At 61.5% G+C, this 23,786-nt stretch carries 23 protein-coding genes and 2 pseudogenes; 21 read left to right on the top strand and 4 right to left on the bottom strand.

Annotation, left to right across the window (positions count from 1 at the left end):
- The first annotated feature begins 47 nt into the window (after positions 1 to 47).
- Complete coding sequence (gene groES / locus MRBLMC3_RS01600) at positions 48 to 335, top strand: co-chaperone GroES (protein ID WP_363735148.1); 288 nt, start codon at positions 48 to 50, stop codon at positions 333 to 335.
- A 101-nt stretch (positions 336 to 436) separates the two neighbouring features.
- Positions 437 to 2,083 carry a chaperonin GroEL gene (gene groL, locus MRBLMC3_RS01605; protein ID WP_363825354.1) on the top strand — a complete coding sequence of 549 codons (1,647 nt, stop codon included), beginning with the start codon at positions 437 to 439 and terminating at the stop codon, positions 2,081 to 2,083.
- Between the two features lie 116 nt (positions 2,084 to 2,199).
- On the opposite strand, the gene chrA is transcribed toward groL, so the two are convergent.
- Together chrA and MRBLMC3_RS01615 are read right to left on the bottom strand one after the other, a co-directional pair.
- Complete coding sequence (gene chrA, locus MRBLMC3_RS01610) at positions 2,200 to 3,591, bottom strand: chromate efflux transporter (protein ID WP_363825357.1); 1,392 nt, start codon at positions 3,589 to 3,591, stop codon at positions 2,200 to 2,202.
- Positions 3,588 to 4,544, bottom strand: coding sequence for a chromate resistance protein ChrB domain-containing protein (locus MRBLMC3_RS01615; protein ID WP_363825360.1), 957 nt, complete (start codon positions 4,542 to 4,544; stop codon positions 3,588 to 3,590). The genes chrA and MRBLMC3_RS01615 overlap by 4 nt, the downstream gene beginning before the upstream one ends.
- A 151-nt stretch (positions 4,545 to 4,695) precedes the next feature.
- Between MRBLMC3_RS01615 and MRBLMC3_RS01620 the strand changes: the two genes are divergently transcribed.
- The 3 genes and pseudogenes from MRBLMC3_RS01620 (at position 4,696) to MRBLMC3_RS01630 (ending at position 6,698) form a co-directional block, all read left to right on the top strand.
- The gene (locus MRBLMC3_RS01620) at positions 4,696 to 4,851 is read left to right on the top strand and encodes a hypothetical protein (protein ID WP_363826668.1); all 156 of its coding nucleotides are present in this window, start codon (positions 4,696 to 4,698) and stop codon (positions 4,849 to 4,851) included.
- Positions 4,851 to 5,150, top strand: a pseudogene (locus tag MRBLMC3_RS01625) (membrane dipeptidase); the annotation flags it as partial. The gene MRBLMC3_RS01620 and the pseudogene MRBLMC3_RS01625, both read left to right, overlap by 1 nt.
- 141 nt (positions 5,151 to 5,291) lie before the next feature.
- Positions 5,292 to 6,698 (top strand): porin, encoded by a 1,407-nt coding sequence (locus MRBLMC3_RS01630; RefSeq protein ID WP_363825363.1) that lies wholly within the window; start codon positions 5,292 to 5,294, stop codon positions 6,696 to 6,698.
- A gap of 83 nt (positions 6,699 to 6,781) precedes the next feature.
- Here MRBLMC3_RS01630 and radC read toward each other — a convergent pair whose 3' ends face one another.
- Positions 6,782 to 7,477 (bottom strand): RadC family protein, encoded by a 696-nt coding sequence (gene radC, locus MRBLMC3_RS01635; RefSeq protein ID WP_363754346.1) that lies wholly within the window; start codon positions 7,475 to 7,477, stop codon positions 6,782 to 6,784.
- Between the two features lie 126 nt (positions 7,478 to 7,603).
- Between radC and MRBLMC3_RS01640 the strand changes: the two genes are divergently transcribed.
- The 8 genes from MRBLMC3_RS01640 to MRBLMC3_RS01675 all read left to right on the top strand — a co-directional run bounded on the left by MRBLMC3_RS01640 (position 7,604) and on the right by MRBLMC3_RS01675 (position 14,240).
- Entirely contained in the window at positions 7,604 to 10,837 is a 3,234-nt protein-coding gene (locus MRBLMC3_RS01640) for an intermembrane phospholipid transport protein YdbH family protein (RefSeq protein WP_363825366.1), read from the top strand.
- Positions 10,834 to 11,022 (top strand): YnbE family lipoprotein, encoded by a 189-nt coding sequence (locus tag MRBLMC3_RS01645; RefSeq protein ID WP_363735140.1) that lies wholly within the window; start codon positions 10,834 to 10,836, stop codon positions 11,020 to 11,022. The genes MRBLMC3_RS01640 and MRBLMC3_RS01645 overlap by 4 nt, the downstream gene beginning before the upstream one ends.
- A complete protein-coding gene (locus MRBLMC3_RS01650) occupies positions 11,019 to 11,420 on the top strand; it encodes a YdbL family protein (protein ID WP_363825369.1) in 402 nt (133 codons plus the stop codon). Before MRBLMC3_RS01645 ends, MRBLMC3_RS01650 begins: the two co-directional genes overlap by 4 nt.
- A gap of 191 nt (positions 11,421 to 11,611) precedes the next feature.
- A complete protein-coding gene (locus tag MRBLMC3_RS01655; protein WP_133651817.1) occupies positions 11,612 to 11,935 on the top strand; it encodes an AtpZ/AtpI family protein in 324 nt (107 codons plus the stop codon).
- 48 nt (positions 11,936 to 11,983) lie between these two features.
- On the top strand, positions 11,984 to 12,769 hold the full coding sequence (locus MRBLMC3_RS01660; protein ID WP_133651818.1) for a F0F1 ATP synthase subunit A: 786 nt from the start codon (positions 11,984 to 11,986) through the stop codon (positions 12,767 to 12,769).
- A gap of 53 nt (positions 12,770 to 12,822) precedes the next feature.
- Positions 12,823 to 13,050 (top strand): F0F1 ATP synthase subunit C, encoded by a 228-nt coding sequence (locus MRBLMC3_RS01665; RefSeq protein ID WP_004207392.1) that lies wholly within the window; start codon positions 12,823 to 12,825, stop codon positions 13,048 to 13,050.
- An 88-nt stretch (positions 13,051 to 13,138) separates the two neighbouring features.
- Positions 13,139 to 13,633 (top strand): ATPase, encoded by a 495-nt coding sequence (locus MRBLMC3_RS01670; RefSeq protein WP_363735138.1) that lies wholly within the window; start codon positions 13,139 to 13,141, stop codon positions 13,631 to 13,633.
- Positions 13,626 to 14,240, top strand: coding sequence for a F0F1 ATP synthase subunit B (locus tag MRBLMC3_RS01675; protein WP_363825370.1), 615 nt, complete (start codon positions 13,626 to 13,628; stop codon positions 14,238 to 14,240). Before MRBLMC3_RS01670 ends, MRBLMC3_RS01675 begins: the two co-directional genes overlap by 8 nt.
- Positions 14,241 to 14,650: 410 nt before the next feature.
- Here MRBLMC3_RS01675 and MRBLMC3_RS01680 read toward each other — a convergent pair.
- Positions 14,651 to 15,160 (bottom strand): annotated as a pseudogene (locus tag MRBLMC3_RS01680) (alcohol dehydrogenase catalytic domain-containing protein); the annotation flags it as partial.
- Positions 15,161 to 15,237: 77 nt separating this feature from the next.
- On the opposite strand from MRBLMC3_RS01680, the gene uvrC reads away from it, so the two are divergent.
- From uvrC to MRBLMC3_RS01720, 8 genes are all read left to right on the top strand, one after another.
- Positions 15,238 to 17,151 (top strand): excinuclease ABC subunit UvrC, encoded by a 1,914-nt coding sequence (gene uvrC, locus MRBLMC3_RS01685; protein WP_363826596.1) that lies wholly within the window; start codon positions 15,238 to 15,240, stop codon positions 17,149 to 17,151.
- Positions 17,152 to 17,324: 173 nt separating this feature from the next.
- Complete coding sequence (locus tag MRBLMC3_RS01690) at positions 17,325 to 18,980, top strand: sensor histidine kinase (protein ID WP_363825373.1); 1,656 nt, start codon at positions 17,325 to 17,327, stop codon at positions 18,978 to 18,980.
- 147 nt (positions 18,981 to 19,127) lie between these two features.
- Positions 19,128 to 19,913: a DUF2569 domain-containing protein gene (locus MRBLMC3_RS01695; protein WP_363825376.1), complete on the top strand. Its 786-nt coding sequence runs from the start codon at positions 19,128 to 19,130 to the stop codon at positions 19,911 to 19,913.
- Between the two features lie 654 nt (positions 19,914 to 20,567).
- Positions 20,568 to 20,759 (top strand): Flp family type IVb pilin, encoded by a 192-nt coding sequence (locus tag MRBLMC3_RS01700; protein WP_133651822.1) that lies wholly within the window; start codon positions 20,568 to 20,570, stop codon positions 20,757 to 20,759.
- 22 nt (positions 20,760 to 20,781) lie between these two features.
- Positions 20,782 to 20,979, top strand: a complete 198-nt coding sequence (locus MRBLMC3_RS01705) for a Flp family type IVb pilin (RefSeq protein WP_133651823.1) — start codon at positions 20,782 to 20,784, stop codon at positions 20,977 to 20,979.
- 67 nt (positions 20,980 to 21,046) lie between these two features.
- A complete protein-coding gene (gene cpaB / locus MRBLMC3_RS01710; protein WP_208108026.1) occupies positions 21,047 to 21,976 on the top strand; it encodes a Flp pilus assembly protein CpaB in 930 nt (309 codons plus the stop codon).
- Positions 21,963 to 23,480: a type II and III secretion system protein family protein gene (locus tag MRBLMC3_RS01715; protein WP_363825379.1), complete on the top strand. Its 1,518-nt coding sequence runs from the start codon at positions 21,963 to 21,965 to the stop codon at positions 23,478 to 23,480. Before cpaB ends, MRBLMC3_RS01715 begins: the two co-directional genes overlap by 14 nt.
- 14 nt (positions 23,481 to 23,494) lie before the next feature.
- A complete protein-coding gene (locus MRBLMC3_RS01720) occupies positions 23,495 to 23,770 on the top strand; it encodes a hypothetical protein (protein WP_363735127.1) in 276 nt (91 codons plus the stop codon).
- Positions 23,771 to 23,786: the final 16 nt, after the last annotated feature.

Genomic DNA, 23,786 nt, shown 5'->3' on the forward strand with positions numbered 1-23,786 from the left:
TTCCATCCGATCCCCTTCAACGTCGTAAAGAGGGAAAGGCACTCAACATGGCATTTCGTCCGTTGCATGACCGCGTTCTCGTTCGCCGCGTAGAGGCGGAAGAGAAGACTGCCGGCGGCATCATCATCCCCGACACCGCCAAGGAAAAGCCGCAGGAAGGCGAAATCGTCGCCGTCGGCATCGGCAGCAAGTCGGAAGATGGCAAGGTCACCCCGCTGGACGTCAAGGCCGGCGACCGCATCCTGTTCGGCAAATGGTCGGGCACCGAGGTCAAGGTCGATGGCGAAGACCTGCTGATCATGAAGGAATCGGACATTCTGGGCATCGTCGCGTAAAGCGGCGAACCGGACTGACATTCCAGTTTTTGGCGGATTTTCGTGCCTGTAACGGTGTGAACTTCGCAAGATTTGCAATTCTCAAAGAGAGGTAGAAGATCATGGCAGCGAAGGACGTAAAGTTTTCGCGTGACGCTCGTGAGCGCATCCTGCGCGGCGTCGACATCCTGGCCGACGCGGTCAAGGTGACCCTGGGCCCCAAGGGCCGCAACGTCGTTATCGACAAGAGCTTCGGCGCGCCCCGCATCACCAAGGACGGTGTTTCGGTCGCCAAGGAAATCGAACTGAAAGACAAGTTCGAGAATATGGGCGCCCAGATGGTCCGCGAAGTCGCTTCGAAGACCAACGACATCGCCGGTGACGGCACCACCACCGCGACCGTCCTCGCCCAGGCGATCGTTCGCGAAGGCATGAAGTCGGTCGCCGCCGGCATGAACCCGATGGACCTGAAGCGCGGCATCGACCTCGCCGTCATCAAGGTCGTCGAGGACATCAAGGCCCGCTCGAAGCCGGTTGCCGGTTCGAACGAGGTCGCCCAGGTCGGCATCATCTCGGCCAATGGCGACGTTGAAGTCGGCCAGAAGATCGCCGAAGCGATGGAGCGCGTCGGCAAGGAAGGCGTGATCACTGTCGAGGAAGCCAAGGGCCTCGATTTCGAACTGGACGTCGTGGAAGGCATGCAGTTCGACCGCGGCTACCTGTCGCCCTATTTCATCACCAACCCGGAAAAGATGCAGGTCGAACTGGCTGACCCCTACATCCTGATCCACGAAAAGAAGCTGTCGAACCTGCAGTCGATCCTGCCGATCCTCGAAGCCGTGGTGCAGTCGGGCCGTCCGCTCCTCATCATCGCCGAGGACATCGAAGGCGAAGCGCTGGCGACCCTGGTCGTCAACAAGCTGCGCGGCGGCCTGAAGGTTGCTGCGGTCAAGGCTCCGGGCTTCGGCGACCGCCGCAAGGCCATGCTGGAAGACATCGCCGTCCTGACCAAGGGCGAAGTGATTTCCGAAGACCTCGGCATCAAGCTTGAGAACGTGACCCTCGGCATGCTCGGCACCGCCAAGCGCATCACCATCGACAAGGACAACACCACCATCGTCGATGGCGCCGGTGACGCCGAAGCGATCAAGGGCCGCACCGAGCAGATCCGTGCGCAGATCGAATCGACCACGTCGGACTACGACCGCGAGAAGCTCCAGGAGCGTCTGGCGAAGCTGGCTGGCGGCGTTGCCGTCATCAAGGTTGGCGGTGCGACCGAAATCGAGGTGAAGGAGCGCAAGGACCGCGTCGACGACGCGCTGCACGCGACCCGCGCGGCTGTGGAAGAAGGCATCGTCCCTGGTGGCGGCACGGCCCTGCTGTACGCTGTCAAGGCCCTCAAGGACCTCAAGGGCGCCAATGACGACCAGACCCGCGGTATCGACATCATCCGCAAGGCCATCGAAGCGCCGCTGCGCCAGATCGCCACGAACGCGGGCGTCGATGGTGCGGTCGTTGCCGGCAACCTGCTGCGTGAAAATGACGAGACCAAGGGCTTCAACGCTGCGACCGACACCTATGAGAACCTCGTTGCCGCTGGCGTGATCGACCCGACCAAGGTCGTCCGCGCCGCGCTGCAGGATGCCGCTTCGGTGGCCGGCCTGCTGATCACGACCGAAGCCACGATCGCTGAACTGCCCTCCGACGACAAGGCGCCGATGGGTATGCCCGGCGGCGGCATGGGCGGCATGGGCGGCATGGACTTCTAAGATCGCGTTGCGGGCGGGCCAGCGGCTCGCCCGCAACCGGGGAAGTTCTCAAAGCTCTCATATGAAAAGGGCCGGTGGAGCGTCGCTCCGCCGGCCCTTTCATGTCGGCCCCATGTTCAGACCAGCAGGATATAAGCGGCACCGATGCCCGCACAGGCACCCAGGACCGGCAACACGCCGATCCTGAACCGGAATACCGCGATCATTGCGCCCGCCGACAGCAGGACAGCAGGAATATTGACGCTGGACAGCACGGGCATGTCGATCCAACCCAGCCGCTGGACCTGCCGAAAGAGGGTGTGAATGGCAAACCAGATGGCAAGGTTCAGGATCACGCCCACCACGGCGGCCGTGATCGCCGTCAGCGCCGCCGAAAGCGCCGGGTTGCCGCGCAGGCGCTCGACGAAAGGAGCGCCAGCGAAAATCCAGAGGAAGCAGGGCACAAACGTCACCCATGTGGTCAGCATGGCGCCCAGGGTCGCTGCCAGCAGCGGATGCATCGCCCCGGACTCGCGGAACGCAGCCAGAAATCCCACGAACTGCGTGACCATGATCAACGGCCCCGGCGTCGTTTCCGCCATGCCCAGGCCGTCGAGCATTTCGCCCGGCCGAAGCCAGCCGAAGGTGCCGACCGCCTCCTGCGCGACATAGGCAAGGACCGCATAGGCACCGCCAAAAGTGACGACGGCCATCTGGCTGAAGAAGCTGGCGATATGGGTGAACACATTGTCGGGCCCCAGCGTCAGGAACAGCGCCAGCACCGGCCCCAGCCACAGCAGCAGAAACAGCGCCGAGATACGCAGCGACCAGCTGAGGGAAGGGCGCGCATGATCCGGTAATCGCTCGCCCAATGCCGTGTCGCAATCATGGACCACATGTCCGCTCGCAGCGCCATGACCGCCGCCGCCCCGAAAGGCTGCAAGCCCTTTGCGCCCGCCGAGGAAGCCGATGAGGCCAGCCGCCACTATGATCAGCGGAAAAGGCGCGCCAAGGAAGAAAATGGCGAGGAAGGCGCCGACCGCGATCCCGCGCATCGCATTGTTCTTCAGCGCGCGTGATCCCACCCGCACCACCGCCTGCATGACGATGGCCAGTACCGCTGCCTTAAGGCCGAAGAAGAGCCCTTCGATGATTGGAACATGGCCCAGCAGCACATAGATGTAGCTGAGCGCCAGGATAGCCAGGAAGCCCGGCAGCACGAACAATATCCCAGCGATCAGCCCTCCCCTGGTCTTGTGCAGGAGCCAGCCGATATAGACGGCAAGCTGCTGCGCTTCCGGTCCCGGCAGCAGCATGCAATAATTGAGGGCGTGGAGGAACCGTTCCTCGCCGATCCAGCGCTTTTCCTCGACCAGCAGCCTATGCATTACGGCGATCTGTCCTGCCGGTCCCCCGAAGCTGAGCGCCGCGATCCGCGCCCATAGGCGCGTTGCTTCGCTCAACGATATTCCGTGATGACCATCGGACGGAGAATGTGCCGGAATGGTGGAGGATGTCTTGGCCGTCATCGGTCCGCCCTTCTGCTGCTGAAAAAGGAATAAAACTGGTTGAGCGCATCGCTTGCCATGGCGATGCGCTGCAGGTCGTCGTCGGTCGATGCGCAGACGCCCGCCAATATGGCTCCCAGGCCGGGGGCTTCCGGTCGCTCGAACCTGCTGTCGCCGATGTCGAGATCATGGATGACCTCGCCGATCGCAACCAGCGCGGGGTCGTTCGCAAGACCCGCCCGCAGCAACAATGTTTCAAAGCTGCACCGGTCGCCTTCATGGGTGAATTCGGCGTCGGCCATGTCAAAGCGCAGCTCGCCGTCGGCCGGATCATAACGGCGCTTATCCACGAATTTGAATCGGGCGTTCTGGTCGATGAAGCGGCGGATCAGCCATGCGCAGGCGATGCGATCGACATGGACGCCGCTGCGCGTCACCCATGTTTTTTCGGCGAGATCGATCGGCTCGGTTCCGACGGCAGGATGGGTTCGGCCGACGTCCGGATGCTGGAAGCGCCGTTGGTCCAGTTCCATGAGCGCCGCTTCGGCTTGCTGTCGACCGGATGCGTTGAAGAAATCGAGCCGTCCGACATCCTCCAGCCGCTTCTGCAGCCGCGCGATGTCCGTTCCGCTGGGGGGGCCGGTTTCCAACAACCGGCGGGCAAGCTGGGTGATCTCTTCATAATCCGCGCGCCGCGCCGCATCGAACAGGGCGCGTACGTCACCATCTGACTGGCCGGCCAGCAGCCGCACTTCGACCAGCGTCGCGTCGCCGCCATTGTCGAGGATTTCCGTCATCAGGCTGTGGAAGGCGGCTGCACTTTCTTCTGAACGAGGCAGTACATGGACCGCATTTTTGAGCGGTACCGCACCTATGGCCTGGAGCCTCCGCCAAATCTTCACGCGCAGATAAGGCGGCTTGGCAGGCAATTGATGCAGCAGCGCAAGCCATGGGGTGGCGTTGGTCGTTATCATGATTCATATGTATCAGAATTTCTGGTTATTAGAAACAGTAGTATCATGGATGCTAAAATGGTAATGATCGCGGATTTGCCTGCGTTGGAATGGAGGAAATCCATTCCGTCATCCGTCTACCGTCAGCCTGGCGCAGATTGAGAGTTTCATCATGTTCAACATTGATGTCATGAGGACGCGGTTCGATGTCGATAATATCGTCGACAAGGACAGACTGTCCTTTATCTCCTCTTCCACAACGGGCGACAGCTTCTCCCGGCCGCAGCCTCCACGCACTTTCCAGTTCACCAATTCGGGCGAGATTTGATGCGGAAAAGATTGATGGCGGAAGCGGCGCTGATGGCGCTCCTTCCTGTTGCGGCTCAGGCGCAGGAAGTGGCGAAGAAGGTCTATCAGCTTCATCAGAAGATGCTGACGCTCGACAGCCATCTCAATACGCCCGCCTCTCTCGATCTGCCCGGCTGGTCGATCGAGGAGGAGCATCAAGTCCATGGTGACTATACCCAGGTCGACCTGCCGCGCATGAAGAAGGGCGGACTCGATGGCGGTTTCTGGGCGATCTACACGCCTCAGGGGCCATTGACGGAGGAGGGCTGTCGCTCCTCATGACCTTCAGTTTCGGCGGGTTTGTCACCAAAATGAAATAACATTGTCACTTTTCTGTCACTGAAATGCCATAGCTGCCTCATCCGACTTGTTCAGGGGAGTCGGATAGTGCGGCGAAAGTCATTTGGTGGCGGAATTTTGATGGTCAGCCTGCTGGCGCTGATGCCGGAGGCGGCGCTCGCCCAGAGCAATGTGGACCTGCAGCGCCAGATTGATGAATTGAAGGCGCAGGTAAAGGTGCTGACGTCCGCACTCGCCGAGAGCAGGCAAGTCGCCGCCTCGGCCGAACCTCTCGCGGCCGCTCCTGCGCCTGCTGCTGTGCCGTCTCCTGAACTGGCTGCCGCCTCCGCCCAATTGCCGGCGGCCGCCCCCCCATCGACCCCCGCACCAAAGTCGAAGCCATGGTATGAACGGCTCTCGCTGCGTGGCTATACCCAGATGCGCTACAATGCCTTCCTCTCCGGCGACGATGTTGCTCCGGCAGGTGTTTCCCGTCTTCGTTCGGTGCATGACGGTTCGATCTCCGATCGCAGCGGCTTTTCGCTGCGCCGGGCGAGATTGGTTCTTCAGGGCGACATTTCCGATCGCGTCTCGCTCTATCTGCAATCCGATTTCGCCACGGCCGTGAACAATCAGGCGGGCAGCGAGCGGCGGGAGGGCTTTGCGCAACTGCGTGACGCCTATGCCGACGTCTTTCTGGACAAGGGAAAAAGCTTTCGCCTGCGCTTCGGTCAGTCCAAGGTCCCCTTCGGCTGGGAGAACATGCAATCCTCCTCCAACCGGCTCACCCTCGACCGCAGCGATGCGGTCAATAGCGCGGTGCCGAGCGAGCGAGACCTCGGCATCGTTGGCTACTATACTCCGCCTTCGGTCCAGAAGATCTGGGACCGGCTGGCGCATGACGGGCAAAAGCTGTTTGGCAATTACGGTGCTTTCGGTATCGGCGCCTTCAACGGACAAGGCACCAACAGGACGGAACAAAATCGCGGCCTTATGAAGGTGGCTTTCGCCACATGGCCGTTCGAGCTGGACGGGCTGGGCAGCGCATTTGCCGGGCAGGTGTTCGAAATCGGTGGCTCTGCGATGATGAACGAGGTTCAGCCCGAACTGCGCAGCGGAACGATCAGTGCGGTGGCCTATGATGATGATCGGGTCGGCATTCATGCCATGCTCTATCCGCAACCTTTCGGCATTCAGGCTGAATGGAACTGGGGCAAAGGGCCTGAATATGACCGCGTCGCTCAGTCTATCCTGACCAGGAACCTGAATGGCGGATATGTCCAGATGATGTACCGCGCGCCCACGGATTCTCTTGGCGTGTTGATACCCTATGCGCGTTGGCAATATTATCGCGGAGGGTGGAAGGCCGGCACCAACGCCCCGCGCCTGGCAACCGACGAACTGGAACTGGGCATCGAATGGCAACCGTGGAAGGTACTGGAATTCACTCTCGCCTTCGCTCGCACGAGGCGCGCCGAAGCCGATGAACGCCGAACCGGGCGCGCCAGGGGCAATCTCGTCCGCACGCAGGTGCAGTGGAATTACTGAGGTGCTTGCCTGAAGCCTTCAAAGGCACGGCCTATGCCGCATTTCCCGTGCCTTTGACTCCAAACCGTCACCTTGAAAATGCTTCAGATCAATCCTTTGGCGCGCAGGCTGCTGTGCCCCTGGGTTCCGATGATGATGTGGTCGTGCACGGCGATGTTGAGTCGCTTGCCCGCCTCCGCGATCTGCCGGGTGATCTCTATGTCCTGCCGACTGGGTTCAGGTGATCCGCTTGGATGATTGTGGACCAGGATCAACGCTGCGGAGCCGAGGTCGATCGCCCGTCTGATAACCTCCCGCGTATAGATCGCCGCCTGGTCGATCGACCCGTCGCCCATATGCTCGTCCCGGATCAGCATGTTCCGGCTGTTGAGGTGCAGCACGCGCACCCTTTCCACGGTCAGGAAAGCCATGTCTGCACGCAGATAATCGAGCAGCGCCTGCCAGCTTGCCAGCACAGGCTTTTCCGCCACTTCGTTCCGCAGCAGTCGCAGCATGGTGGCCTGGACGATCTTGATCGCGGCAATACTGGTTTCGCCCATGCCGGGCACGCGGGCAATCGCCTGCCAGTCCGCGGTCATCAACCCACCGATGCCGTCGAATTCCCGCAGCAACGCCTTGGCCAGCGGTTTTGTATCGCGGCGGGGTATGGCAAGCGCCAGCAGATATTCGATCAGTTCATGGTCGTGCAGAGCTTCGCCACCGTTCTCCGCCAGCTTCTGGCGTAGCCGGGCACGGTGCCCCACGCCATCGTGCGTGGACTTCAAATCCTGATCCGACAAGGTCTTACCTGTTCCCCACATTCGGATCGACGCTATTCATTGCGGATTTATCGGGCAAGGATATTTAGGACAGATCATACGTTATGCAGGCGTTACGGAATTGAGCACGCGGGTTTGACCATAGGCATGGACGACGAGGACGGCGAAAAGGAGGTTCGCCGGGGCTGGCTTCGCTGGCTTGGAGTGGGGACAGGGTCGCTGGCGCTGATCCTGGCCGCGCTGTGGACGCAGCGCGCGCCGATCGCCGAAAACTTCATCAGCCGCGAACTTAACAGGCGCGGCGTGCAGGGCAGCTACGATCTGGCGGATATCGGCCTGCGGACCCAGCGGATCGAGAATATCGTGCTGGGCGATCCTGCCCATCCCGACCTGACCGCGCGCTGGGTAGAGGTCGACATCGCCTTCACTGGACTTACACCGCAAGTGGCGGCCGTGCGGGCGGGGGGCGTCCGGATGCGCGGTTCGCTTCACGATGGCATGTTGAAACTGGGAGAGATCGACAAGTTCCGCGATTCCCGATCCGCGGCTCCCTTCAGCCTGCCTGACGTCCTGCTGGCCCTCAGCGATGCGCGGCTGAAGCTGGACACCGATGCCGGGCCGGTCAGCATGCAGATCGACGGGCGGGGAAATCTTCACTCGGGCTTCCGTGGGCGGCTGATAGCGGTCATGCCTGATGCCGGGGCCGGGGGCTGCGGCCTGGCTGATCTGCGGGCGACGCTGGAGGTGGCGATGCAGGAGGGCCGCCCGCATCTTTCTGGCCCGTTGCGCGGCAAGGCACTGGCCTGTCGCGATGCCGGCATTGCCGTCGCAAAACCAGCGGCGGACGTGGATGTGCGATTTGGCAAGGCATTGGATCGTTGGACTGGCCATGTCTATCTGTCGGGGGAGGCGCTCAGAGCCGGCAAGATGGTCCTGGTCGAACCTTCGGGCCTGATCGACTTGGACGGGACTGCCGCCGCGACCGCCGGGCGAGCCCGAATCGGGGCGACCGCCCTGTCATTCGGGAGCGCGATGGCAGGCACCTCAAGGTTCCAGGGCGCTTGGCACATCGACAAAGGCAATGCTGCGTTGAAGGGGCAACTGGATGTCCGGCAATTGCGGACTGCGGGCCGTGATCCCCTGCGATCTGTGCGCGAATCGACCACCGGGACCCCTGTAGGGCCGCTCGCGGCGCGATTGGCTGATGCGGTGCGACGGGCGGCCGAGAACAATATCCTGCAAACCAGCCTGGCCTTTGCGCAGCAGGGGAAGGGCGGCAGTCTGGTCCTGACAGGCACTCGGTTTTGGGCGCGCAGCGGTGCGAAGATTGCCGTGGCTCAGGAAGGGCGCGTGACCATCGGCTGGCCGGCCAAAGGCGGGCGGGCGATCGACTGGGCGCTGGATGGAGCGATCACGACAGAAGGCGGCGGGTTGCCAAGGGCTGCGCTTCGGCTTGGGCGCAGGCAGGGCGGAGGCTTTGGCGGACAATTATTTCTTGAACCCTATGCCGCGGGGGATGCCCGGCTGTCTCTGGAGCCGGTGCGCTTCGTTGCCGGGCCGAAGGGCGATACACGCTTTGTGACGCAGGTGCGGCTGGATGGTCCACTCCCCGGAGGAAGGCTGCGTGGGTTGGTGGCGCCGGTCGAAGGGCAGGTGAGCGCCGATGGGGCGCTGGCGATCAACCAGCGATGTGTCCCGGTCTCGCTGATAGAGGCGCGTTACGGCAATTTCTCCCTCGGCCGCACGCAGCAGACGCTTTGTCCGATCGGGCAGTCGCTGATTGCCATGGGTTCGGGCGGTGTGCGCGGTGGTGCGGAAATCCGCAAGCTCGCTTTGGCTGGCAAGAGCGGAGACAGCCCGATGCGGCTCTCCGCCGACAAGGCGCGCTTTGCCATAGGGCAGCAGGGTTTCGCGCTCGTCAATGCCGATCTGGCGATCGGGCCGCAGGATTCGCCGGTTCGACTGAGCGCGGCGATGTTCGCCGGGAAAGCGACGGACAAGGGGCTGGGCGGCACATTGACCGGAGCGGGCGGTCGGATCGGGTCCGTGCCGTTGATCGTGGAAAATGGTGCGGGGGACTGGAGCTTTACCGCAGGAATACTGAAGCTGGCGGCGCGAATGACCGTGCGTGACGCGCAGGCGCCGGGTCGCTTCGAGCCGCTCAAGGTGCCTGATTTCGCGTTGATTCTGAAGGACGGGAAGATTGCCGCCACGGGATCGCTGCGGGCGCCGCGTAATGATGCGTTGGTGGCGCATGCCGTCATTGCACATGATCTGGGCAATGGGCGGGGCAAGGCAGATCTGGCGGTGCCGGGATTATCCTTTGGTCCTGGTCTTCAGCCGGAAGATGTGACTCGCCTTGCGCTGGGCGTAGTGGCGAATGTGACTGCGCGGGTCAGCGGGGAAGGGCATGTTCGCTGGGATGGAACGCATGTGACCAGCGATGGGGTGTTCCGGACAGACAATGCCAGCCTTGCCGCGGCCTTCGGTCCGGTGGAGGGGCTGTCGGGACAATTGCGCTTCACTGACCTGCTTGGACTGGTCAGCGCGCCAGGGCAGGAAGCGCGAATCAGATCGGTCAACCCCGGCGTTGAAGTTCGCGACGGCATTGTGCGTTACCGGCTGGAGGCAGGGCAGAAGGTGCGCGTCGAAGGCGGCGGCTGGCCGTTCTCCGGCGGCGAACTGGTGCTGTTGCCGACGACCATGGATTTCAGCGCCGATGTGGACCGCTATCTGACTTTCCGCGTCATCGGCCTGGATGCGGGCGCCTTCATTCAGGCGATGGACCTCAAAAATATTTCCGCGACAGGTACGTTCGACGGCATCATGCCTCTGATCTTTAATGGGCAGGGCGGACGCGTCGCGGGCGGCGTTCTGACCGCAAGGCAGCAAGGCATGCCGCCCCTGATGATGCCGGAAGGCGTGTTGCCCACCGTCCCCTGTGATCCGTCGCGACAGTCAGGCACGCTTTCCTATGTAGGACCGGTGTCGAACGAGCAATTGGGCGCAATGGGGCGTCTGGCCTTCGACGCGCTGAAGAACCTGCAGTATAAATGTCTGACGATCCTGATGGACGGCGCGCTGGATGGAGAGATGGTCACAAACGTCGTCTTCAACGGCGTCAATCGCGGTCAGATTGGTGGGGCGCCAGCGGGTCTGGCGCGGAATTTCACGGGGCTGCCCTTCATATTCAACGTGCGGATCGCGGCGCCCTTCCGGGGGCTTTTGGGAACCGCGCAATCCTTCATCGACCCCTCGACGCTCATACAAAATAGTATAGGCGACCAGATGCAGGAAAAGATGCGTACCGGGATCGGGCAACAGGGGGGTGCAGTTCAGCCTGCCGAAAGCGAAGCTATGCGAAACGGGGAGCAGAAATGAAGAAGCGAACGATCATAACGGCGGGCTTCGCCGGTCTGGCCCTGGGAGGCTGCATCCAGGTGAAGGCACCCGACAAGCCGATAGAAATCAACCTCAATGTGAAGGTGCAGCAGGAGGTCGTCGTTCGGCTCCAGCGCGATGCGCAGGATTTGATCCAGAATAACCCGGAGTTGTTCCCGCAATGACACGCAAGTTTTTGATGATCGCCGCCTCGGCCGCGATCGCGCTGGCCACTGGCCTTATCATGACTTCTCCGGCCCGCGCTCAGTCGGGCGCTGTGGCCGCGGCGCTCAGCGCCGGAACGGTGGGCGAGCAGGCCGACGGCTATCTGGGCATTGCCGGCTCTGTAAGCGATGCGGTCCGGCAGGAAGTCGAATCAATCAACATCAAGCGGAGGGCCGCTTATACCGACCTTGCCGGCAAGCGGGGCGTGACGGTGCAGGACGTGGCGGCTGCAACGGGATGCCAGACGCTCAGCAGTCGGGTGAAGCCCGGACAGGTCTATCGGATCGGCGCGGGTGCGTGGCAGACCAAGGGCGCCGGGCCTATTGCGTTGCCGGGTTATTGCGCCACGGCCGGCTGATTTACTTCACGCCGGTCTCGCCCGGCTAGTGGACTTTGGACCCGGCTTCGTTCGGACAGGAAATTCTCCTGTCCAACGATGGTTGACACTCCTGAAAGCCCTTTCTAAACGGGCCGCGCCTTGACGGGTGCAGCCGCAAGCGCCATGCCGCCTGACGTTGGGTTCAAAGCCCGAACGGAAAGGATGGCTGGATGGCGGCGGATGCACCGGGGCAGGACCCGGCGGGTGAAGATGCGCGGATCGCTTCTCTGGAGGAGCGGATCGCGCAGGCCGAACATGCCGAAAAGGTCAGACAGGGGACACAGGTGCAGCAGGCGGACGATGGGTCCCGCCTCGGCAACAGGGTTCTCGCGGAACTGATCGGTGGTCTTGCTGGCGGTGCCGTGGTTGGTGGGACTCTGGACTACTTTCTGCGGACATCCCCTTGGCTCCTGTTGGCATTTCTCGGTCTTGGGATCGTGGCTGCGTTCAGGAACATCATCAGATTGACGACGACAAAGCGTCCCGACGAATAGGGACGCTTTTGTCTTAGTCCGATTGCACAGACGTTACAGGGGTCCAGCGTGGCAGAATCCGGTAAAATCGATCCGATGCACCAGTTTGCGATCGAACCGCTGTTCGGTACGGATCATCTGTCGGTCGGCGGCTTCAACATCGCCTTCACCAACAGCGCGCTCTATATGGTGGCGGCCGCTGTGGTGCTCTGGATCTTCGTCGTGGGCGGCATGAAGCGCGAGCTGGTGCCCGGTCGCTGGCAGATGGCCGTCGAATATATGACCGGCTTCATCAAGAGCCTGTTGATCGCCAATGTTGGCGAAGGCGGCAAGAAGTATATTCCCTATGTCTTCTCGCTGTTCATGTTCATCCTGCTGGCAAATCTGCTAGGCCTGCTGCCGCTGGGTCTCGTCGGCCTCCACCCCTTCACCTTCACCAGCCATTTCACCGCGACCGGCGTGCTCGCGATCATGAGCTTCTCGATCGTGCTGGCGGTGGGCTTCTACAAGCATGGCCTGCACTTCTTCTCGCTGTTCGTGCCGCACGGCACGCCATTGCCGATGATCCCGGTCATTTTCCCGATCGAGCTGATCTCGTTCATGGTGCGTCCGTTCAGTCTCGGCCTGCGACTGTTCGTCGCCATGACCGCCGGTCACGTGCTGCTCAAGGTGCTGGCGGGCTTCGTCATCAACGCATCGAATGCGGGTGTCGGCTATGGCCTCACCGTCGGCAGCGCCAGCTTCATCCTGATGATCGGCATCAGCGCTCTGGAAGTGCTGGTCGCAGTGATCCAGGCCTATGTTTTCGCGCTGTTGACCTCGGTTTACATCAACGATGCCGAGAACCTGCACTGATTTTCCGCCATTACCTCAACGTTCGAATAGAGTTTAGAAAAGGAGTTTAGAACATGGACGCAGAAGCCGCAAAGCTGCTCGGTGCTGGTCTGGCCGCAATCGGTGCGGGCATCGCTGCCCTCGGTGTGGGCAACGTCTTCAGCTCATTCCTCGAAGGCGCACTGCGCAATCCCGGCGCCGCCGACGGTCAGCAGGGCCGCCTGTTCATCGGCTTCGCCGCCGCAGAACTTCTGGGTCTGCTGGCGTTCGTTATCGCCATGATCCTGGTGTTCGTGGCCTGAACAGTCGCCTTGGGATGGGCATGGACGGCCGCCTGGTCGCCACGCCTATCCCCTGATTGACCGCGCCCTGATCGGACGGACCCGAAAAATGCCTCAAATCGCGCAAATTGCCGAAACCTATTCATCGCAGATCTTCTGGCTGCTGTTGACCTTTGGTTTCGTTTTCTTCGTCATCGGCCTCGGCATGGTGCCCAAAGTCCAGGCGACGGCTGATGCGCGCGACGCGAAGATCACCGGCGATCTGGACGCCGCCAAGGCAGCTTTTGCTCGCGCCGACGAGGCGGAGGCCGACTATCGCGCCCGTGACGCCCAAAGCCGCGCTGCCGCCCAGTCAAGTTTGGCCAGGGCGAAGGCGGAGGCCGCCAAGGCTTCCGAAGCCAAGCTGGCGGCCGCGGATGCGGATATTGCAAGCCAGATCAATGCGGCCGAAGCCCGCATCAAGGCTGCAACCGATGCAGCCATGGCAGAGATTGAAACCGTTGCCGCTGATGCAGCGCGCGACATGGTGGCTCGTATTTCCGGCGTGAACGCGTCGGAGGATGCGGCCCGCAACGCAGTAAAGGCGGCACTGGTCCATGGCTGAGGCAGCAGCACAGCATAGCGAGGCGGATGCCTCGCATTTGAACCAGGCGATCCATTCCGAGGGGATGGAGCCGGTCGGTACCGTGGCTCATGAGGGCGTGGTTCCGCATACCGACCCCAAGGCTGTCGGCATGGACGCCACTGCCTGGGTCAGCCTGGCGATGGCGGTGTTCATCCTGATCCTGGTGATCAAGAAGGTTCCCGGTCTCATCGGCGGTGCGCTGGATGGTCGGATCGCCCAGATCAAGACGCAATTGGAGGAAGCCTCCAAGCTGCGTGCCGAAGCGGAAGCGCTCAAGGCCGAATATGAGGCCAGGCTGGCGGCTGCCGCAGGCGAGGCCGAAGCGATGCGCAAATCGGCCGAGCATGAAGCGGAAACGCTGCTGGAGGACGCGAAGGCCAATGCTGTCGCGCTGGTGGCTCGCCGTCACAAAATGGCGGAGGACAAGATCGGCGCGGCAGAGCGGGCAGCGGTCGCAGCTATTCGGACGAAAGCTGTGAACGCCGCAACTGGAGCAGCCGCAGCATTGATCGTCCAGGGCCATGATGCCAAGGCAGACAAACTGCTGATCGATGATGCGATCAAGGGACTTGGTCCGACCGTCTGACCGGCCGGCAAAGACTGAAAGAAAAGCCGGTGCGGTGTACGCGCCGGTTTTTTCTCATGTGCGATTCCCAAGCTATAGAAACCATTTGCTGATCAAGACATCGTGGGAAGCAAAGCATCTGGATGCTGGTCTGCTTCAATCAGATCGAAATCCGCTCACTATGTTACTGCATCATTTCGACGGAAAGCCGGTTTTCACTTCTCCGCATGACCTTAATCGACAGGGACTAAATTCCTCTGCACGTCTCTGGGTGGCGTCTTCAAGCCGTACATATGCGGGGTCGATCAAGCACCAGCGATGAGGTTGACCATCGATCCCGTTATCAGCTTCCCGCGAGTGACGCGTTGTCGATGCCGAAGCGATATTTGACGTCGCTTTTCAGTATCCTGCTATAGGCGCTTTCGATGTCGTGCACCAAGGTCCAGCGCATCCTGCCGTTTATTCTCTGACGTCGTGAGGGCCACGACATGGGCGCCCATGGCATGGGCGAGCTTCATCCCCATATGACCCAATCCGCCGATCCCGACGATGCCGACTTTCTTGCCGGGTCCGGCCAATGGCGAGTAGGTGATCATGCCTGCGCGGAGCAGCGGGGGCACCGGCGCCAGTTGATCCGCGGGATGGCTGATCCTCAGGACGAACTTTTCGCTGATGGTGATGCTCTGCGAATAGCCGCCGAACATATGGCCAGGTGCGTCCTGCGTGCATCATTATAGGTTCCGACAAAGCCGTTCTCGCAATATTGCTCCGCCCCTTTGTTGCAGGCCGAACAAGCTGGCAACTGTCGACCATACACCCGACGCCCACCGTGTCGCTGACCCTGAACCGGGTGACTGCGCCGCCGACGGCGGTGACATGATCAACGACCTCATGCCCGGAAACGCAGGGATAGCGCGTGCCGCCCATTCGGATCGGAGCTGGCGAGGGATCAACGACGCGGACGCTAAATTTGGCTGCATGCCATTGCGATCCGGGCGTACGCCGCTATTTCTGCCTCATGTCGCGTCCCCAGTCACCCGATCGCTTTCACGAAGACAAGGCTACCTTTACCGTCACCGGCAGTCAGCCCGACATCGACGCTGGCGTGGAGGCGATCCGCACGACGCTCAAAACCCTGCCGACGCGACCGGGTGTCTACCGCATGCAGGATGCGCGGGGCGACGTGCTATATGTGGGCAAGGCGCGGGCGCTGCGCAACCGGGTCACCAACTATACGCAGGTCGATCGCTTGCCCAAGCGGCTCCAGCGCATGGTCGCGCAGACCCGGTCCATGACGATCGTGACCACCAACAGCGAGGCGGAAGCGCTGTTGCTGGAGGCGCAACTTATCAAGCGTTTCCGGCCGCCCTATAATGTCCTGTTGCGCGACGACAAGAGCTTCCCCTTCATCCTGTTGCGTGAAGATCATGATTTTCCACGCGTTCAGAAGCATCGCGGCGCGCGCAAATTTAAGGGACGCTATTATGGGCCCTTTGCCAGCGCCGGATCGGTGACGCGAACGATCAATGCGTTGCAAAAGCTGTTCCTGCTGAGGAGTTGCACCGACAGTTTCTTCGCCAATCGCTCCCGGCCCTGCCTGCTCTATCAGATCCGCCGCTGCTCCGCCCCCTGCGTGGGCCGGATCGACGATGCCGCTTATGGCGAACTGGTGAAGGATGCACAGGACTTCCTCGGCGGCAAATCGACAGCCGTGCAGAAGAAGCTGGGCGAGGCGATGCAGGCGGCGTCCGATGCGATGGATTTCGAGCAGGCGGCGGTTCTGCGTGACCGGCTGAAGGCGCTGACCTTCATCCAGGGCAGCCAGGCCATCAATGCCGAAGGGCTGGGCGACGCCGATATTTTCGCGCTCGCGACCAAGGGCGGCGCCATGTGCATACAGGCCTTCTTCATCCGCGGCGGGCAGAATTGGGGGCATCGCAGCTTTTTCCCCGTCCACACCGCGGAAGTGGCGGAGGAGGAGGTGCTGGCCAGCTTCATGGCGCAATTTTACGAGGAGGTGCCACCGCCCAAGCTGATTCTCGCCGATCGCGCTCCGGCGGAATGCGACCTGATGGCGCAAGCGCTCCGCGAGCGTATCGGCTCGAAGGTCAGGATCGAAGTCCCTCAGCGCGGCGACCGTACACGTCTCATCAAACAGGCGCAGCGCAATGCCGTGGAGGCGCTCGACCGCCGTCTCGCCGAAACGACGACGCAGGCGAAGGTGCTGGAGGAAATGGTCGAGGCATTTGGCCTGGACGGCCTGCCGGACCGGATAGAGATCTACGACAACAGCCATATCCAGGGCAGTCATGCGCTGGGGGCGATGGTGGTGGCGGGTCCGGAGGGTTTCCGCAAGAGCGCCTATCGCAAGTTCAACATGAAAAATCCCGAAATCTCACAGGACGATTTCGCGATGATGCGCGAGATGTTCGAGCGACGCTTCGGCCGGGCGGCGCAGGAGGATCCGGATCGCGACAGCGGCGAATGGCCAGACCTGGTCCTGATTGACGGCGGCAAGGGGCAATTGTCCGCTGCTCGCGCGATATTGGAGGATATGGGCATAGAGGATGTCTGCATGATCGGCATCGCCAAGGGGCCCCATCACGGGCGCGAAGGGCGGGAGGTTTTTCACATGCCTGACGGGCGGGAGATCAATTTTCCGCTCAATCATCCCGTGCTCTTCTACCTCCAGCGTCTGCGGGACGAAGCGCACCGCTTCGCCATCGGCGCGCATCGGCAGAAGCGCAGCAAGGCGATCACCGTCAGTTCTCTCGATGAGGTGCCGGGCATCGGTCCTTCCCGCAAGAAGGCGCTGCTGATGCATTTCGGAACCGCCAAGGCCGTCAAAAGCGCGGCATTGGAAGATCTGTTGAAGGCGCCGGGTGTTTCGAAGGCCGTGGCGCAGCAGGTTTATGACTATTTTCACGGCTGAGCGATTGCAGGGGAGGGGGCGGATGTCCGCTGCCCTGCCTGAAGCGTCCGCCGCGCTTGCGATGAACCCGTCGGCATCTCATCATCGCATTTGACCGAAACATGATTTCCTTTCCATAAGAAGCTGCCCGGCAGACACATGCGTCGGGTCGGATCGGGGATGTGCGTCACGCGATGAACGGGCGGAACGAAATCGCGATGCGCTTGAGCAGGTGGGACAGGCGGACCCTGTCGGCGCTGCGGCCCTGGCAGACGCTGGATTATACGCGGTTGTTGTTGGCCGTGATCTACGCGGCGGTAAGCTTCGGCTTTTCCAGCGCGCGTCACTGGGCGGAGCCTGCGGAGCATGGGGTGATCCTGCTCATGCTGGCGCTGGCGCTTTCGGCGGTCTTCCTGTCGTCGCGGTCATGGGTGATGGACATGCGGATCAGGCGGCCCGTCATCTGCCTAGATACCTTGCTGTTCCTGACCCTGCTGCTCGTCACCAATCCCTCCAACAGCCCCTATTTTTCGGGCAGCTTTTTCGTTGCGGTGGAGGTGGCGCTGATCGTGCGGCGGCGGCTCCATCTGCTTGTCGCTGTGGCGGCCGGCCTGGCTGCGGTTTCCATGACATGGCTGGACCAGATCGCCTCCCTGCCGTCAGAACCGGAAGCGGAGCGGGTCGTGCTTCGCGCCTGCTATCTGGCGGTGGCGATCCTCGTGACGGGAGTGCTGCTGGGGCCGCGCCGGGAAACATTGCTGGAATTCGAGCGCGACCGGCTGCTACTGGAGGGGGAGTTGCCACCCGCCAAGCGTGATTACGGGCCGTTCCTGCTCCATGCCCTGCGGCTTGCCACCGGCGGGCAGGGGGGAGCGGTGCTGTTCCGGCTGGCGAGTCATGAGCCCTTGCGCTTCGCCAGCAGCGCTGCGCGGGAAATGCCTTCCATGGGCGTCGGCAATTTGCTGGCCGTTCAGACTGGCTGGCACGATCGAACCCGGGACGCGTCGATTTCGCTGGCGGCGGACGGGATAGCCACATTGGGATCATTGTCGGCAGGCGGTCGGGCATGGGCGGCGCTGCTGGATGCCGAAACGCTGTTGACGGTCAGGGTCACCATCGGCACCTTCGAGGCGGTCGGCGCGGCCTGCCTGGACGATCCCTGTCATGAAGATCGCGCCGCCATCGCCCAGCGCGTTTTCGAAAGCGCGTGCGAGGAACTTACCGTTCGCAACAGCCTGGACCTGGCCCATGTCATTGCCGGCGCGCGGGAACGGGAGCGCTTGCAACGCGAACTGCACGACAGCGTCCTGCAGGCGCTGGCCAGCATCCGTTTCCAGATCGCCCCCTTGCTGGGCGGGCGCGAGGTCGAGGCGCGTCCCGTGATCGAAAATGTCGACCGCATCGCCAAGGACCAGATCGCCACCATTCGCTGGATCATCAATCCGGAGGTCGATGAGGAGGATTTCGCCTATCTGCCAGAGACGCTGGCGATGGTGGTGCGCTCCCTTGGCGAACAGTGGAGTATAGATTGCCAGCTGAAGGTGGAGGACGGCAATTGCGCGACCAGCGCGCTGATCGGCAGGGAACTGAGTTTCGCCGTGCGGGAGATCGTCGCCAATGCCGTTCGCCATGCCGGGGCCGCCAGCGTGAATTTCGCGCTGGAACCGGACGGGAACCGCATTGCCCTTCAGGTGAGCGACGATGGCGTGCCGAATATGGCCCGGCTCGGGTCGAGCGGGGCGGTGCCTTCGCGGTCACTGATGCGGCGGATACAGATGCTGGGCGGGGAAGTGTTCCTTCAGAATATTGGCGGCCGCACGACGATCCGCATCACCGTGCCCCGTAAATGAGCCGCCGGCGGGCTTTATTTTCTTCTTTTGCAGACCATATCTGAAGTTCGCGCAGAACTTTCCTCGCGGCTGCGCATTTACCCGGCGTTTACCAACATCGCGGATAGTCGCGATCAGATTTCGGCGTTGGGAAGGGGGTCCGGTTCCATGGTGCGAATGGTGAGGGATCATCTTTACCGCAAGAGCGTGACCGTCGTGCTGTCCATGCAGGTCAATCTGGAACGGATCGTTGCAATCTGGATCATGATCGCTGCCTTTGCCTGCGGCATGCGGCTGGCCTTTCCGGCAACGCCCTATAGCGGAACGCCGTGGGGCAGCGGTGTGGGTCTGCTGCCCTATCTGCTGGTCGTCGGTGCACCCGTCGGATCGCTGCTGCTGGGGTTGAAGCTGTTTCCGGCTGGGCGCATCCATGCGCAGCCCGCTTTTCGATTGGCGCAGGTAGGACGTTGGCGCAAGGTCGACTGCCTCAAGGCGCGGGAGATGTCCCAATTCGGCCTTTACGGCGTGATGGCGTCGTTGCTGGTTGGAATTGCCGTGAACGTGCCGGTGCGCACGCTGGAATTTCTGAGTTCCATTCCGGCATTGGGCAGTTATTCGCCGACCTGGTTCGTCAGCCTTTATTCCGTGATGCTCGCCGATGTGGTGATCCTGTCCAGCCTTTACATGTTTGCCTTCGCCATGGCGCTGCGCCTGGTGCCTCTGTTCCCGCGCTTTCTGGTCATGGTATGGGGTGTTGATCTGCTTGCCCAGTTGAGCATTGCGCATCTGGTCGCGGGGATCAATGAAGTGCCGCGGGGCGTGGACGCCGCGTTGCTGGACATGCTGACGGGCAATGTGAAGAAGGTCCTGATCAGTGCCGCGATCTGGCTGCCCTATCTGCTGTTGTCCGATCGCGTGAACCTCACCTTCCGTCATCGGGTGAGTGTCACGTAACGATATCGGCAATATTGTCCCTGAACGGGACAGATGCAAAGCTCTTTGTTTACGGACCTTTGTGCGCCGAGTCGTATCTGATTCGCGACGACCCGTGCGCTGGCGGGCGTCTCTGCTGCTCAAGTCTTCGAACTAGACTGTCCCGAATAGCCTACACCGAAGGTATTAGTCTGCCCGGTAATTCGGCTTTCCGACGGCAAATATTATACGCAAATAGGTTCGATCGGATCACGCAGATATCTTAACGTATTCCAAATAAAAAACACGATATATTCTGTTTATTGGGCGTTTTATTGTCTTTGTAAGAAATATAGAGAAATAAAAACTACAATAAATTTCATTTAAACCCGTCATTTTCCAAAAGTATATATCCAAAGATATATTCAGTGACTACTATCATTTACTTATGGTAACGAACGTAGTTGAGGCAAATGGTTAACAAAAAATTGCCGTAACAGGTTGAAAAATAGAGATATTTTTTACCATGTTGACTTGGGTCAGCATTGGTTCAATTTGAACCCAAGTTCTACGGGAACTGCCAACTGCCTGGTGACCGGAGCATACCGGCACCGGGGTCGCGAGGTGGACAGGCCCCTACCGTGGAGCGGAGCAAGGGCAACTGGGAATCGCTCCCAGTGAGTAGGGGTAAAAGATATGACCTTTTTGAAAGGCCTCTGGGCCGACGAGAGCGGCGCTTCGGCTGCTGAATATGCCTTGATCCTGGCGATCGTGGGCACCGGCATTGCGCTGGCGGCCTGGAACCTGGGCGGTGCGATCAAGAATTCGATGAATACCGCCACTAACTGCATCAAGACCGTCGGCACCAATACACAGCCGAGCTGCTAAACATTTAAAAGGGGTTACGGACATGACTTTCATCAAGAATCTTTGGGCTGACGAAAGCGGCGCTTCGGCTGCTGAATATGCGCTGATCCTGGCGATTGTCGGCACCGGCATTGCTCTCGCTGCCTGGAACCTTGGCGGCGCGATCAAGAACTCGATGAACGCCGCCACCAATTGCGTTGCCACAGTCGGCACCGGAAATGCACCGGCGGCAAACTGCTAATCACGGAAGTGGGGAAGCCGGTCAAAGACTGGCTTCCTTGTAAACTTCAATTCCGGGGGGAGTTGTCGTGGGGCAGCGCAGATCACTCATAATTCTCGGCTTTGCAATTCTTCTGGGATTGGCAGCCGTTTTCATCGCCAACAGCTATCTGACCAGCGCCGAGAAGGTGCAGCAGGCGGATGGCGGTATGGCGAAAATTGTCGTTGCAACTGTACCATTGCCCTTTGGCACGGCAGTAACTCCTGAAAAGATCCGGATGGTCGACTGGCCTGCCAGTTCCGTGCCACCCGGATCATTTCGTGACCCTATCCAACTGACATCGCTGGGCAAGGGGCGGGTGGTCATCCGGCAGATCGAACCGGGCGAACCCATATTGGCCTCCAAGCTCTCCGGCGAAGGGGGGCGAGCCACAATGTCGGCAGTCCTGGCCCCGGAAATGCGGGCCGTCGCCGTACGCGTAAGCGATGTAGCCGCCGCGGGCGGCTTTGTGCTTCCCGGCGACACCGTCGATGTGTTCGTGACGCGCACGCTTCAGGATCCCATGGGTGGTGGCAGCCAGCAGATCACGGACGTTCTGCTTCAAGGGACGCGGGTGATCGCGATTGACCAGAACGCCAATGACAGCACGAAAGACCCCGCGGTCGGCAAGACGGCCACGCTGGAGGTCAACCAGGTCGATGCGCAGAAGCTGGTTCTGGCGCAACAGGTCGGGCAACTCACGCTCGTGCTGCGCAACCTTACCGACAAACCCAATCCGGCGGTACAGACCGTCGGCATAGAGGATTTGCGCGACGGCGCCTATGTCGGCGGCTATGCTGGCCCTCGTGCCCGCGTCGCGGACCTTGCCTATCTGCCACCGCGTGTCGCATCCGGCCTCCGGCCCGCCCGGCGCGCCGTTCCCAAAAATACGAACGCCCTGCCTTCGACCGCATCGGTCGAGATCGTGCGCGGCACGACTGGCACCAGCTATGAGGTGAAGCGCTATGGTTCCCGCTAAATCCTTGCCGATGCTGGCATCCGTGCTGGCGCTGGGCGCCGGAGCGTCGATGCTGCCCATGCCTGCGCAGGCGCAGATCGCCTCGCTGGGCGTCGACAACGCCAGTCATGCCGGTCAACTCGACGTGCCGCTCAACAAGAGCCAGGTGCTGACCGTGGACCGGCCCTTTGCGAAGGCATTGGTCGGCAACGCGGAAATCGCCGATGTCCTGCCCATGACCAACCGATCGGTCTATGTGCTGGGCAAGAAGATGGGCACGACCAGCCTGACGCTCTACGACAACCGCAACATGATGATCGCGGTCGTCGATGTCGCCGTGGGGCCGGATGTCGTGACGCTGAAGCGACAATTGTCGGAACTGCTGCCCGGTCAGCCCATCGGGGCGCGGATCTCCAATGATTCAGTCGTACTGACCGGCACGGTGTCGAGTGCGGCGGCGGTCGATCGGGCGATGCAGATCGCCAAGACCTATGCTGGCGACAAGGTCGTCAACATGATGTCGGTGGGCGCGGCGCAGCAGGTGATGCTGGAAGTGCGCTTCTCCGAAATGTCGCGCGGCGCGGCCAAGCAGTTCGGCATCAACACGGCCTTCCTGTCGGACAGCGGCAAGGTGGTGGGCGGCATCGGCAATGCCGCCCAGTCTTCGGCGCTTCTGTCTGACGCCAATGGACGGCCCATCGTTGATCTGAGCAAGATACTCGACAGTTTCGGCATCGGCGCGGCGAAATATTCGATCGGCAGCCTCAACCTCACGTCCGCGCTCGACGCGCTGGAGCGCAAGGGGGTTGTGACCACGCTGGCCGAGCCGACCCTGATAGCGCTTTCGGGTGAAACCGCCTCCTTCCTGGCAGGCGGCGAGTTCCCCATACCGGTCGCGCAGAGCAACAGCGGCGGCAGCACCGGCGGCACGGGCGGCAATGCCATCACCATCGAATTCAAACCTTTCGGCGTCAGCCTGGGTTTCACGCCCACGGTGCTGGAGGACGGCATCATCAATCTGGTGGTGGAACCTGAGGTGAGTTCCATCGATCCGTCCGCATCGGTTACGGTCAACGGCCTTACCATCCCAGGGCTGCAAACGCGGCGAGCCAGCACGACGCTGGAACTGCGCGACGGGCAGTCCTTTGCCCTGGCCGGACTGTTGCGCAAGGATTTCCAGGATACGGTGCGGCAGTTCCCGATCCTGGGCTCCATCCCGATCATCGGCGCGCTGTTCCGGTCGAGCGGTTTCCAGAAGAGCGAGAGCGAACTGGTCATCATCGTGACGCCGCGTCTCGTGAAACCGATGCGCGCAGAGGATGTGCGCCTGCCCACCGATCGCGTGGCGCCGCCGCATGAACTGGACCTGTTCCTGATGGGACGGACGGACAAGGCGGTGGGCATCAACCCGCTCGATCCGAACGCGATGCCGCCCGAGGCGCCGAAAAATGCGCCCGCGCCTGCACCGGTGCCGGCGAAGGAAGCGCCCGCTTCGGGCAAGGCGCCCAGCGGCTATGAGCTGTGAGCAGGAGGCTGACGATGCGTGCACTTTACCTTGGAAGCGCCCTGCTGCTGCCGCTGTTGGCGGGCTGTACGGCGAACGACCCGACCTTCGGCGGCGCGGTGCGCAGCAATTACGCGATGCAGGTCATCAATCCCGACCCCCATTATGAAGGAACGCTGGTCGAGGGTGGTAACGGGCAGACTTCCGCGGCGGCGGTCGAACGCTATCGCACCGACAAGGTGAAACAGCCCAAGTCGATCCGTACGACCAGCGGCATTAGCGGGGGCTCCTCTGGCGGCGGCGCGAACTGATCGAGAGAGAAGGAGT

Origin of the sequence: Sphingobium sp. LMC3-1-1.1, assembly GCF_040676285.1 — a bacterium.
GTDB lineage: Bacteria > Pseudomonadota > Alphaproteobacteria > Sphingomonadales > Sphingomonadaceae > Sphingobium.

Excerpts from the sequence above, each read along its gene's own strand:
- MRBLMC3_RS01695 (WP_363825376.1), top strand. The coding sequence starts at position 19,128 with ATGGTGCGAATGGTGAGGGATCATCTTTACCGCAAGAGCGTGACCGTC.
- chrA (WP_363825357.1), bottom strand. The coding sequence starts at position 3,591 with ATGACGGCCAAGACATCCTCCACCATTCCGGCACATTCTCCGTCCGAT.
- MRBLMC3_RS01655 (WP_133651817.1), top strand. The coding sequence starts at position 11,612 with ATGGCGGCGGATGCACCGGGGCAGGACCCGGCGGGTGAAGATGCGCGG.
- MRBLMC3_RS01665 (WP_004207392.1), top strand. The coding sequence starts at position 12,823 with ATGGACGCAGAAGCCGCAAAGCTGCTCGGTGCTGGTCTGGCCGCAATC.
- MRBLMC3_RS01620 (WP_363826668.1), top strand. The coding sequence starts at position 4,696 with ATGTTCAACATTGATGTCATGAGGACGCGGTTCGATGTCGATAATATC.
- MRBLMC3_RS01690 (WP_363825373.1), top strand. The coding sequence starts at position 17,325 with ATGAACGGGCGGAACGAAATCGCGATGCGCTTGAGCAGGTGGGACAGG.
- MRBLMC3_RS01675 (WP_363825370.1), top strand. The coding sequence starts at position 13,626 with ATGGCTGAGGCAGCAGCACAGCATAGCGAGGCGGATGCCTCGCATTTG.
- MRBLMC3_RS01615 (WP_363825360.1), bottom strand. The coding sequence starts at position 4,544 with ATGATAACGACCAACGCCACCCCATGGCTTGCGCTGCTGCATCAATTG.
- groES (WP_363735148.1), top strand. The coding sequence starts at position 48 with ATGGCATTTCGTCCGTTGCATGACCGCGTTCTCGTTCGCCGCGTAGAG.
- MRBLMC3_RS01630 (WP_363825363.1), top strand. The coding sequence starts at position 5,292 with ATGGTCAGCCTGCTGGCGCTGATGCCGGAGGCGGCGCTCGCCCAGAGC.
- MRBLMC3_RS01670 (WP_363735138.1), top strand. The coding sequence starts at position 13,139 with ATGCCTCAAATCGCGCAAATTGCCGAAACCTATTCATCGCAGATCTTC.
- groL (WP_363825354.1), top strand. The coding sequence starts at position 437 with ATGGCAGCGAAGGACGTAAAGTTTTCGCGTGACGCTCGTGAGCGCATC.
- MRBLMC3_RS01715 (WP_363825379.1), top strand. The coding sequence starts at position 21,963 with ATGGTTCCCGCTAAATCCTTGCCGATGCTGGCATCCGTGCTGGCGCTG.
- MRBLMC3_RS01700 (WP_133651822.1), top strand. The coding sequence starts at position 20,568 with ATGACCTTTTTGAAAGGCCTCTGGGCCGACGAGAGCGGCGCTTCGGCT.
- MRBLMC3_RS01645 (WP_363735140.1), top strand. The coding sequence starts at position 10,834 with ATGAAGAAGCGAACGATCATAACGGCGGGCTTCGCCGGTCTGGCCCTG.
- uvrC (WP_363826596.1), top strand. The coding sequence starts at position 15,238 with ATGTCGCGTCCCCAGTCACCCGATCGCTTTCACGAAGACAAGGCTACC.
- MRBLMC3_RS01640 (WP_363825366.1), top strand. The coding sequence starts at position 7,604 with ATGGACGACGAGGACGGCGAAAAGGAGGTTCGCCGGGGCTGGCTTCGC.
- MRBLMC3_RS01720 (WP_363735127.1), top strand. The coding sequence starts at position 23,495 with ATGCGTGCACTTTACCTTGGAAGCGCCCTGCTGCTGCCGCTGTTGGCG.
- MRBLMC3_RS01650 (WP_363825369.1), top strand. The coding sequence starts at position 11,019 with ATGACACGCAAGTTTTTGATGATCGCCGCCTCGGCCGCGATCGCGCTG.
- MRBLMC3_RS01705 (WP_133651823.1), top strand. The coding sequence starts at position 20,782 with ATGACTTTCATCAAGAATCTTTGGGCTGACGAAAGCGGCGCTTCGGCT.